Source organism: uncultured Mucilaginibacter sp. (assembly GCF_903913935.1).
Classification (GTDB): Bacteria; Bacteroidota; Bacteroidia; order Sphingobacteriales; family Sphingobacteriaceae; genus Mucilaginibacter.
The window spans coordinates 1-6,480 of record NZ_CAIWNH010000449.1; the positions used below are offsets into that span (position 1 = coordinate 1).

At 44.5% G+C, this 6,480-nt stretch carries 16 protein-coding genes; 13 read left to right on the forward strand and 3 right to left on the reverse strand.

Going from position 1 to position 6,480, the window contains the following annotated elements:
* Positions 1-143 precede the first annotated feature (143 nt).
* The 13 genes from QZY09_RS17940 to QZY09_RS18000 all read left to right on the forward strand — a co-directional run bounded on the left by QZY09_RS17940 (position 144) and on the right by QZY09_RS18000 (position 4,701).
* Positions 144-440: a hypothetical protein gene (locus QZY09_RS17940; protein ID WP_295674614.1), complete on the forward strand. Its 297-nt coding sequence runs from the start codon at positions 144-146 to the stop codon at positions 438-440.
* Positions 441-448: 8 nt separating this feature from the next.
* The gene (locus tag QZY09_RS17945) at positions 449-736 is read left to right on the forward strand and encodes a hypothetical protein (protein WP_295674615.1); all 288 of its coding nucleotides are present in this window, start codon (positions 449-451) and stop codon (positions 734-736) included.
* On the forward strand, positions 733-1,347 hold the full coding sequence (locus QZY09_RS17950; protein ID WP_295674616.1) for a hypothetical protein: 615 nt from the start codon (positions 733-735) through the stop codon (positions 1,345-1,347). Before QZY09_RS17945 ends, QZY09_RS17950 begins: the two co-directional genes overlap by 4 nt.
* A gap of 259 nt (positions 1,348-1,606) precedes the next feature.
* Complete coding sequence (locus tag QZY09_RS17955; RefSeq protein WP_295674617.1) at positions 1,607-1,867, forward strand: hypothetical protein; 261 nt, start codon at positions 1,607-1,609, stop codon at positions 1,865-1,867.
* Positions 1,860-2,198: a DUF4406 domain-containing protein gene (locus tag QZY09_RS17960; protein WP_295674618.1), complete on the forward strand. Its 339-nt coding sequence runs from the start codon at positions 1,860-1,862 to the stop codon at positions 2,196-2,198. The genes QZY09_RS17955 and QZY09_RS17960 overlap by 8 nt, the downstream gene beginning before the upstream one ends.
* A gap of 17 nt (positions 2,199-2,215) precedes the next feature.
* Positions 2,216-2,425: a hypothetical protein gene (locus QZY09_RS17965; protein ID WP_295674619.1), complete on the forward strand. Its 210-nt coding sequence runs from the start codon at positions 2,216-2,218 to the stop codon at positions 2,423-2,425.
* The gene (locus QZY09_RS17970) at positions 2,422-2,667 is read left to right on the forward strand and encodes a hypothetical protein (RefSeq protein WP_295674620.1); all 246 of its coding nucleotides are present in this window, start codon (positions 2,422-2,424) and stop codon (positions 2,665-2,667) included. Before QZY09_RS17965 ends, QZY09_RS17970 begins: the two co-directional genes overlap by 4 nt.
* Positions 2,646-2,900 carry a hypothetical protein gene (locus QZY09_RS17975; RefSeq protein WP_295674621.1) on the forward strand — a complete coding sequence of 85 codons (255 nt, stop codon included), beginning with the start codon at positions 2,646-2,648 and terminating at the stop codon, positions 2,898-2,900. Before QZY09_RS17970 ends, QZY09_RS17975 begins: the two co-directional genes overlap by 22 nt.
* 39 nt (positions 2,901-2,939) lie before the next feature.
* Positions 2,940-3,374, forward strand: a complete 435-nt coding sequence (locus QZY09_RS17980) for a hypothetical protein (RefSeq protein ID WP_295674622.1) — start codon at positions 2,940-2,942, stop codon at positions 3,372-3,374.
* A gap of 51 nt (positions 3,375-3,425) precedes the next feature.
* Entirely contained in the window at positions 3,426-3,620 is a 195-nt protein-coding gene (locus tag QZY09_RS17985) for a hypothetical protein (RefSeq protein ID WP_295674624.1), read from the forward strand.
* A 61-nt stretch (positions 3,621-3,681) separates the two neighbouring features.
* The gene (locus QZY09_RS17990) at positions 3,682-4,005 is read left to right on the forward strand and encodes a hypothetical protein (protein ID WP_295674625.1); all 324 of its coding nucleotides are present in this window, start codon (positions 3,682-3,684) and stop codon (positions 4,003-4,005) included.
* Positions 4,002-4,349, forward strand: coding sequence for a hypothetical protein (locus QZY09_RS17995; protein WP_295674626.1), 348 nt, complete (start codon positions 4,002-4,004; stop codon positions 4,347-4,349). The genes QZY09_RS17990 and QZY09_RS17995 overlap by 4 nt, the downstream gene beginning before the upstream one ends.
* 1 nt (position 4,350) lies before the next feature.
* Positions 4,351-4,701 carry a hypothetical protein gene (locus QZY09_RS18000; protein ID WP_295674627.1) on the forward strand — a complete coding sequence of 117 codons (351 nt, stop codon included), beginning with the start codon at positions 4,351-4,353 and terminating at the stop codon, positions 4,699-4,701.
* A 32-nt stretch (positions 4,702-4,733) separates the two neighbouring features.
* Here the strand turns inward: QZY09_RS18000 and QZY09_RS18005 are convergent, their stop codons facing one another.
* The 3 genes from QZY09_RS18005 to QZY09_RS18015 form a co-directional block, all read right to left on the reverse strand.
* Entirely contained in the window at positions 4,734-5,255 is a 522-nt protein-coding gene (locus QZY09_RS18005; protein ID WP_295674628.1) for a hypothetical protein, read from the reverse strand.
* 53 nt (positions 5,256-5,308) lie between these two features.
* The gene (locus QZY09_RS18010) at positions 5,309-5,887 is read right to left on the reverse strand and encodes a phage virion morphogenesis protein (protein ID WP_295674629.1); all 579 of its coding nucleotides are present in this window, start codon (positions 5,885-5,887) and stop codon (positions 5,309-5,311) included.
* On the reverse strand, positions 5,888-6,480 hold a 593-nt coding region (locus QZY09_RS18015), incomplete at its 5' end, for a hypothetical protein (protein WP_295674630.1). It lies immediately after the preceding gene.

Below are 6,480 nucleotides of genomic sequence, written 5' to 3' on the forward strand. Positions count from 1 at the left end.
CGATGCGGTTTGGGTGTATTCGCCGGTGCGTAACGAGCCTGTAAGGCTTATACACGGCGAATATCAAATCGCTTATTAACCCGCTTGGAGCATAGGCCGGGGTTCGCTTCCCCGGCCGGGTTCAAATTTAATAATTAACGAACATGATAGTATTTGAAGTAAAAACCACCAGGAACACCTCCTGGGATTTAGAATTGAGGAGCGAGATCAAACAAATGGTATCCATCGCCAACGATCCCACTTTTGGCAGCGGAGACATTAGCAACGTTGTAAACGCGGTAAACAACTGGATGCAAAACCGAAAGCGCGACACTACCGGCGCAATTTGGATGAGTTACAAGCTGGTATGGGAGGGAGCGCGTGTTGCAGTTTACAATATCAACCTGAACGGCGAAGTAAAAAGGACTGTGGGGATCATTAGGAAGGAGGAGGCGAATTGAAATATATAATGCTCGAACAAAAACTAAAAGATGGCATGGTGCAATATGTGCCTGTCATCTTTCCTAAAGGCCTGGTTCATGCTGACGTAGCAAAAAGCATGATCGCATGCGCCAATGAGACGTTTAAAGGCGAACCGTTCACAGTCGTTTCGGCCGGTGAAATTCGTATTGATTTCCCCTTTGTAAGCGGTAATAGCGACACGCTTGGAGTAAGCTCATTTTGCTTAGATGGCCATATCGTTAACGCCATTGATTATCAACCTTTTTACGAACAAACCTTACACCGTAAGCCATGATAGACCCAAAACTAAAACAAAAGCTGGCCAAAGTTTACGAACTGGTAAAGCGCGGTACCGAAGGCGAAAAGGACGCGGCCCGTAAAGCCCTGGATAAAATGCCGGCCAAATACAACCTGGAAGGTATCGACCTGGAGAGCATTGATAAAAGCAAATACCATTTTAAATACAGTACGGATATGGAAGTGTCGCTAATTGCCAGGCTGGCTAAAACCGTATTAAATGATGCCAATTGTATAGATAGCGCATACCGCCTAACAGGCAGTGTAAAGGAAGTTGTATTGCAGCTTACCTACCTTGATTATATCACTCTTACCGCATCCTACGAATATTTCAGGCGGCACATGAAAGCGCAATGGATAATATTTTGTGCGCCGCACATCAGGCGCTGCCGTACCAATAAAACCCGCAACAAAAAGCGGAATGAACTAAAAGACGTATTCTTTTCTATCTATTGTCAACAATCAAACCTTTACAAGCCGCACGAATTAGAGCCGATAAAATGGGACGATCTGAGCGAAAGAGAGAAAAAGAATTACCTGCACCTGGAGAATGTTGAAGGCGGCACATACAACCGCCAGGTTACAAACGGCTTATTACTGGAAAATTAATTTATAGAAAGGAGGTATAAAAAATGAATTGCGAAAAATGTAAAACCGAAATATCCAGTGAGGATATAAAAACGGACTTCACCGATTATGGAGGTGGAGAAATGATTGATTTGCGTGTTGAGTGCCCTGAATGTGGATTTGAACATTACACATTTATTAAAACTGAAGATTTAACGGTAACGGACTAATAACACTAACCCGCTATGGAGCATAGGCCGGGGATCGTTTCCCTGGCCGGGTTCACACAAATAAAAAAACAATGCTAAGATTAACAATTAAAAAACAACTGCCTGATGATAGGGAATATCAAAGGCTGCTGGAGTACTGCCAGGGATTGGTAGCACAAAAGCCACAAACAGGCCTGCAAGCCTTAAACGAAATGATCCGTAAATACATGCGCTACATGCAGCTACGGGCCGCAAAGGTTCAGGTTTTGGATTCGGTAAACCAGATCACCTTTAAGTATAGAAACTCCGCCGATACTTATTTCTACATCACTAAAACCATACTCAATGATTAAATCAGTTAATGCAGCCGAAGTGCTGGACAATACCTTAAACCTGCCGGTGGTGTATATCGCCGGTAAGGTTACTGGCTTACCCTATAAAGAGGTAGCCGCTAAATTTAAAATCAAGCAACTTGAACTGGAGGCGATGGACTTCTTTGTGCTTAACCCGGTGGATGTGATCAATGATGAAGACTGCAACTGGCAGGAAGCCATGCGCGTTAGCGTAATGCTGCTGGCCAATGCCGATTACATTTACCTGTTGCCTGATTGGTGGGATAGCGATGGCGCAAAGCTTGAACGCGAACTGGCCATGAGGTTGGGAATTGGAACTATTGAAAGTTAATTAAACACCCCTTAAACATGAAAGAAATTAGAATTTTAAAACTAAAACGGCTGGCCATACGCCTGGTGATCACTTTAGTACTGGCGGCGCTGGCCAGCCAGGCCGGGCGCTGCCTGTACTATGCCGTTCAGCTTGATTTTAACAGCATGATAGTGCTGATGGTTGTATTAATTGCTTACCTCTGCTTTTCTATTTGGTTAGCCTGGAAAGTGAGGATACCGCTATGACCAGGAATGAGGTAACCGAAGTTAAAAACCTGGTCATGGGCGATAGGTTTTACAAACAGAACGATGCCAAAAAAACCGTACTGGAGATTGCCGAAGGCGAAGCAAAGGTGACCAAATATCAAACCTACAAGGTATTTGCAAAAATACCCGGCGCTAAATATGCCGATCCGATGAAAAGCAGCACAATGGTTGTATTTTTAAGACATTCACACCAAATAATATGTTCACAAAACACACAATAGTAATTAAGGTAACTGATCATTGTAACAACGAGATCACGATGGATTATGAATTTCCGATGGATTGTAATTTTATGACGGCCGTATCGGCCCTGCATAACTCGTACTCGTACCTGCTTACGGCGCTTGATGCTTATGCGCAAAGCAAGGGCTATGCATCAGGCAAGGAGTTACCCCGCAACTTTAAGCAAACATTAAACCTACAGGAAGTACTGGAAGCCACAGCCCCCCTCTAAATCTCCCTCTGTAGGGGAGACTTTAAAAATTAAATAACCATGGTTAAACTACTAATCTCCAGCACGGCCTTTACCGGCGAAATTGAAATGAGGTACAATACCCTGGGCGCATTGGTTTTTTATGATAACCGGGCGCAAATGGAGATTGACCAGTACAACTTCCTGTTTGGCCGTTTCCCCTTTACAAAGGAGGAACTGTTAAAGCTTGTACAGGGTAGCAAAACACTTACCTGCGTTAAAATTGCCGTTCAAGTGGCGTTTAAGGACTTTTGGGAAGCCTACAATTACAAGGTAGGTAACAAAGCCAGGGCCGAAAAGCTTTGGAACGCCTTAACCGAAACAGAACACCATTTAATAATGGAGCATATCAAAGCTTATGATGCTTACCTGGCCACACGGCCCCGCATGGAAAAGCTGTATGCCGAAACCTATTTGAACCAAAGGCGCTGGGAAAGCGAATTCCCGAAGAACTAAAAAAGTAAAAATTTCGTATAAGGCCTCCAGGCGATAAAACAAAAAAAAGCAATGGATTTTAGTGAATTAGAAAAAATGTTGACGGAAGTAATTTCTCCGGGGGAATTAAGTGCAGTACTGGAAGAAATTGAATTCGATTACGCGATTCACTTACTAAGGGATGACAATGTTGAATCAAAAGAAGCCGGGGCAAAGGGCTTGTACTATTTGCACCACTTACGAAAGGCCCTGCAAAAAGCGGGATGAAGCTTAAACGCCTGGCATTTAGCCGGGCGTTTTTAATAACAAAATTAAATATCTTTGAACTATGGAAATAAAGCTAATTGAAGGGGTTGTGCCAGTGAGTGATCGCATTTATAAGCACATTGACAAGATCACGGACAATTTTACCACCAAGATACATGAGAGGTTAAAGGAACTTATCATGGAAAGGTTTAGCGCAAAGGGTTATGTTTTTGATACAGACGTGGAAATGTCAGCCTTTTTTAGAGATAAGGTCACCAATATAAAACATGGAAACATGAATTATCTTTATGTTGATAATGTAATAATCTGTTGTTTTAAAGATATTCAAGCGTTTGACTTTGATTATAGGATGGGGCGGTATACGATACAAATAAGCGCATTATGAAACGATGGCTAATGATCCCCATGGTACTATTTGGCATGGCCTATCCTAAACAGGCCCGTTTAAACTATGATGTGGCCGAATTGAAAGTGTATGATGTGCCGTTTAAAACACAGTACAGCGAACGGATCCTCCTACATAAGCCAATGGATCAGGCCGGGCTTAAACACCTGTTAAACGGTCTGTTTGATGCCGCAATGCGTGGAAGTTACAAATATCATAACCCGCCAACACATATATTTATTTACATTTACAACTCAAAGGCTGATTTAAACCGCGACGGTAGTTCGTGGGTGGGAATGATCAGCCGAACAATGGATAAAAACGAAGGTATTCAATTGAAGTAAAATGAAAAAACTAACCTTAATCACGCTGTTAACCTTTAGCACACTACTCACTTACGCCCAATACGGCAAACTGCAGCCCGTTAAGCCCGGCGACACGGTGATGATCATCCGCACGCCAAAGGCGGTTTTACAAGCGCTTTTAACCAATCAGGACGCGATTAAACGAAAGGACGCAACCCTGATTGAACAAATTGAGGAAACGCTTGAAGATCAGCGAAAGGCTTACTTAACTGATAAGCTTAGCCCTTATAACGGGGAGTTAGCCGGGTGGATCGCCGTACTGCAAAGGGAAGGCTTGCCGGATGTTAAATATTACATTAAGGAATTTACGCTATACAAGCGAAAGGTATAAAGTGTTTAAGGGCCGTATAAGCGGCCCTTTTTTTATGCGCTAAACTTGCCTTTTGCGTCGCCGGTGATATTGATCTCCTCAATACTGCCATCGGTAAATTTATCAACGTACTGGCCAGGTATTTCGCTAACCTGTGTGCCATAATCCATAATATGGTACCTAAAATCAGCGGTTGCGGCCGTGTGTTCCTGGCCACGGATCAGCTGCTGAAAGTTTTCGCCGGTAACGGTATCCAGTACCTGTCTTACCAGCCGGTACCAAACCGTGGTTTGCAGTCCTTCGGCTTGCCTGGCGCTGATGTTTTCGGTAGGCGCTGCTGTATCCGGCAGCGCGTGGAACATTAGCGTTGCCGGGCCGCCGTAATACTGGCCGGTCATTTTCCAGCTAACGGAATAGTCCATAAATAGCGCCGGTAACACAAATTCAAATTCTTCCGGGTTTTCGGGCTGGCCCATATAAAAATCAATCAGGCGCGGCGGTATTAATCCTCTGCTGGTAAACCAGGCTGCTTTTGCTGTAAACGCGGCATTAACCGCCAGTAATATATCATCCATAATAGTTAGTTACTCTTTTTTAAATTCCGAAATCGAAATTCCGAAATCCGAAATCAAATGCTTTGTTGTGCGGCCTTTACTATATCATCCCTCATCAGGGTTTCAATCTTGCGGTTTAACGCTGCTGACGGCCCCAGGAAACGCCGTTGCGGCATATCAACGTGGATGGTACGGTTAAAGGATCGTACTGTACTGGCGCTTACGTTATGCGCCCTTACTTCCTCCGTGCGCCCCGCCCTGGTTCGGCTATGCTCTTTAACCTGGTAAGCCCTACGCCTGTATGATCCAACGGTTTGATGCGCGGTAAACCGGCCCCCGTCATTATGTATTTGCGCGTATGGAACATCCGTGCCGATAATGATCAGCGTAGGTGTGCTGATGATCTTACGCACGCTCCGTTTCAATACGGCCTTATCTACCAATATGGCCCGGCCTTTCCGGGTATCCCGCTTCCATGACTTGTCGCTTCGTTTCTTCCAGGGCTTTGGCGAACTATCCAGCCAGTTTTGATCTACAAACCGCTGCTTGCTAAAGTTCACCGCTTCCGTGGCCACGCGGTTAGGCAGCCTGTCAATGGCCCGGCTGATGTTATCAACCAGGCGAATAAATTGAGCGGTTTCAGGCAGGCCCATTTAGTTCTGATTAGCCTCCAGGTTGATGATAGCCCGCATCAGCATTTCGTTAAACCATTTTTCAATATCACCGGCGCTCATCCCCTTTAAGCCCTGGGTGTTGGAAACGTTAATGCCGCCTTTGTTAAACGCGTCGATGTTTACGGTAATGTTGCGTACCTGCTTGCTGCCTTCACCAATTTTCTTTACGCTGTCAGCGCCTGAATTATCAAGCTTGTTATTCTTTTTACCTTCGTCCGGCTTAACTTTCAAATCAGCAAAGGCGTCCTCTTTGGCTTTTCGGGCGTTCTCTCTTTCCTCCTTTTCAACCTTAAACTTTAACACGGCCATATCAGGCAGATGGGCGTTTTTAATATCGTTATAAATACCTTTTATATTGCCGGTATTAAGGTCAAATAACAAACCGCCTATTTGCTTTACAATGTCATACACCCATAGCAGGCCCGGCTTAATGGAGAGGTAAAAACTTTCAAAACTGCCGGTGCCTAAGCCTAAGGCATGGCCCAGCCTGGCAACTTCGGTACCCAAAGCTTGCAGTAACGTCCATACCAGTTTTATGGGCATTATCATCATATAAAAGGACACCTTTGCCA

Coding starts and splice junctions, on each gene's coding strand:
- QZY09_RS18000 (WP_295674627.1), top strand. CDS start 4,351: ATGAAAAAACTAACCTTAATCACGCTGTTAACCTTTAGCACACTACTC.
- QZY09_RS17940 (WP_295674614.1), top strand. CDS start 144: ATGATAGTATTTGAAGTAAAAACCACCAGGAACACCTCCTGGGATTTA.
- QZY09_RS17985 (WP_295674624.1), top strand. CDS start 3,426: ATGGATTTTAGTGAATTAGAAAAAATGTTGACGGAAGTAATTTCTCCG.
- QZY09_RS17950 (WP_295674616.1), top strand. CDS start 733: ATGATAGACCCAAAACTAAAACAAAAGCTGGCCAAAGTTTACGAACTG.
- QZY09_RS17980 (WP_295674622.1), top strand. CDS start 2,940: ATGGTTAAACTACTAATCTCCAGCACGGCCTTTACCGGCGAAATTGAA.
- QZY09_RS18010 (WP_295674629.1), bottom strand. CDS start 5,887: ATGGGCCTGCCTGAAACCGCTCAATTTATTCGCCTGGTTGATAACATC.
- QZY09_RS17945 (WP_295674615.1), top strand. CDS start 449: ATGCTCGAACAAAAACTAAAAGATGGCATGGTGCAATATGTGCCTGTC.
- QZY09_RS17960 (WP_295674618.1), top strand. CDS start 1,860: ATGATTAAATCAGTTAATGCAGCCGAAGTGCTGGACAATACCTTAAAC.
- QZY09_RS17970 (WP_295674620.1), top strand. CDS start 2,422: ATGACCAGGAATGAGGTAACCGAAGTTAAAAACCTGGTCATGGGCGAT.
- QZY09_RS17975 (WP_295674621.1), top strand. CDS start 2,646: ATGTTCACAAAACACACAATAGTAATTAAGGTAACTGATCATTGTAAC.
- QZY09_RS18005 (WP_295674628.1), bottom strand. CDS start 5,255: ATGGATGATATATTACTGGCGGTTAATGCCGCGTTTACAGCAAAAGCA.
- QZY09_RS17990 (WP_295674625.1), top strand. CDS start 3,682: ATGGAAATAAAGCTAATTGAAGGGGTTGTGCCAGTGAGTGATCGCATT.
- QZY09_RS17955 (WP_295674617.1), top strand. CDS start 1,607: ATGCTAAGATTAACAATTAAAAAACAACTGCCTGATGATAGGGAATAT.
- QZY09_RS17965 (WP_295674619.1), top strand. CDS start 2,216: ATGAAAGAAATTAGAATTTTAAAACTAAAACGGCTGGCCATACGCCTG.
- QZY09_RS17995 (WP_295674626.1), top strand. CDS start 4,002: ATGAAACGATGGCTAATGATCCCCATGGTACTATTTGGCATGGCCTAT.